This is a genomic window from Thiohalocapsa sp. (assembly GCF_019695415.1).
Lineage (GTDB): Bacteria > Pseudomonadota > Gammaproteobacteria > Chromatiales > Chromatiaceae > Thiohalocapsa.
On sequence record NZ_JAIFKJ010000385.1, the window covers coordinates 1 to 2,240 of the forward strand.

The window sequence follows — 2,240 nt, forward strand, 5'->3', positions numbered from 1 at the left end:
GTTCAGAAACCACGCAAACCCTGTCGAGGGGACCTTACCCAGAGATTGGGCGAAGCGCATGCGCATTCCTCGCCTGTAATGGATGCGCTACGCTGATTCTCCCCGCCCGGACTGGTTTGGATTCTGTTATCGCCGGAGACTGATCGCCCTCAGCCCTCAGCCCTTCCTCAATCAAGCGTCCATTCGTGCACAGGCTTCTCCGTGGCCTGGTGCGCCAGGTAGGCCTCGGTCAGCCCCTCCCAATCGCGGCCATAGCGGGCCACCCAAGCGCGCTGCCAATTGGCGCCCGTGCGCTTGGTGCGCACCCGTTCCTCGACGATGCCGAGCCAATGCTCGCGCTCGGCGGCGTCTATCCTTAGATCCGCAAGGCCCGCATGAGCCATGGGCAGCAGCCGCTCCAGGATGATCTCCGGCAGCTTGACGCGATGCGCCTCGCCCCAGGAGAGCTCGGCGTCCAGCCCATACTCGGCAGCCAGGTAGAAGTTGGCGCGCGCCTGCGGGAAAGAAATGCGCCGCTCCGGCGGCTCCTCGGCGGCGGCCATGGCATGAACGGCGCCGAAATAGAAAGCCGCGTTGGCGACGTTGTCTGCGACGCTCGGGCCGGCGGCGGCGACGCGGTGCTCCATGCGCAGGTGCGGGATGGGTGCATGCCCCGGGGGCTCGTCGAAGCCGATCAGCGGCCGGTTCCAGCGCCAGATGGTACCGTTGTGCAGGCGCAGATGAGCGAGCTGCTCAACAGGGGTATCCATCAGGTGGGGCAGCAACACCGGATAGCGGCGCACATTGGCGCGGAAGGCCTCCAGCACCGAGCCTTGGGCATAGTTGATGCCGAAGCCGACGCGCTCGCGAAGTGGGCTTCCACCGACGGAGACCGACTGCTCGAACAGCGGAATGCGTGTCTCGCACCAGAGCTCGCGGCCGAATAGGAAGGGCGAGTTGGCGGCCAGCGCCACCATGGGCGCGGACAGGATCTTGGAGGCGTTGAAGATGCGCGCCGATTCCCGGGCGCTCATCTTGACGTGGATCTGAAATGAGGTGGCGGCGGCCTCGAGCATCACGTCCTGCTGCTCGAAGGTGAGCGGTTGCTCGCCGTGAATCTCGAGCCAGATCGGCGCGCCTTCCCGCAGGCGCAGAATCTGCTCGTTCAGCGCCCGGTAGCGCTCGCGCGGCGTCATGCGTGCCATCACCAAGTGCTCGGCGCGCAGCGTCGGCAAAATGCCGCAGGTGACCACATTTGCGCCAAGCTCCGCCGCAGCCGTGCGCACCCGCTCGAGGGTGGCGGTGAGCTCCGCGGCTAGGCCGCTCAGGGCATCGCCCCTGAGCTGGATCGGCGTGCCGTTCAGCTCCAGGTTGAACTGCGCCAGCTCCGGGACCACCAGAGGGTCGTCCAGGGCCGCGAGCAGATCCTCGATGACCGGCGCCGGCGCCGTGTGGCGGCGGTCCACCAGCCAGGCTTCCATCTCGAAGCCGCCCTCCCGCGGCGTGTCCGCAAAGCAGTCGTCATCGAACCAGCTGGCGAGCAGGTCCGTCTCCGCATCCAGCCGGGCTTCGAACTCCTGGAAGTCCGCGCGGGTGAAGCAGGTGTCGGTGATGTCCTGGCCCATGACGTGCCTCTGGTGGTCGGCCGGCGGTCAGTCCGTGCCGTCGCTCAGCAGCCGGTCGAGCGCCGCGAGCCGCTCCGGCGTGCCCACGTCCAGCCAGCGGCCGGGGTGGTGGAGCCCGCCGATGCGGCCGGCGTCCATGGCTTGCGTCAGCAGCGGCGCCAGCGGGAAGGCGCCCGGCTCGCAGCCGACAAACAAGCTTGGATGATAGACCCCGATGCCGGCGAAGGTGAGCTTGCGCGCCCCGTCGCGGCGCACGCGCCCGTCGCGCAGCGCAAAATCGCCGTTCGTGTTGTGCCCTGGGTTGTCCACCAACACCAGCCGTGCCAGATCGTTGTCGGCCAGGGCCGGGCCATCGGCGAGTCGGCTGTAGTCGAAATCGCACCAGACGTCGCCGTTGGTGACCAGAAAGGGATCGCTGCCTTCGGAGAGTAGGGGCAGCGCCTTGAAGATGCCGCCCCCGGTCTCGAGCGCCCCTTTGTGCCCAAGCGCTTGGCCCCCCGGCGAGGAGGAGATGGAGCAGCCGTGCGCGGACCCGTCCGCCACGTGAGCCCCGCCCTGCCCGCCGACATGCGCCGGGTTGATCACCCTCTCCGTGGACCCCCGCCCCCGCCCCCACCGAACCGGGGGACCACACCC

General features: G+C 68.3%; 2 protein-coding genes. Both read right to left on the reverse strand.

Going from position 1 to position 2,240, the window contains the following annotated elements; all coding sequences use genetic code 11:
• Positions 1-167: 167 nt before the first annotated feature.
• Complete coding sequence (locus I6U14_RS10975; protein WP_296899276.1) at positions 168-1,604, reverse strand: glutamate-cysteine ligase family protein; 1,437 nt, start codon at positions 1,602-1,604, stop codon at positions 168-170.
• A 27-nt stretch (positions 1,605-1,631) separates the two neighbouring features.
• Positions 1,632-2,240 (reverse strand): hypothetical protein (locus I6U14_RS10980; RefSeq protein WP_296899278.1); only part of this gene is annotated, 609 nt, incomplete at its 5' end.

Excerpts from the sequence above, each read along its gene's own strand:
- I6U14_RS10975 (WP_296899276.1), bottom strand. The coding sequence starts at position 1,604 with ATGGGCCAGGACATCACCGACACCTGCTTCACCCGCGCGGACTTCCAG.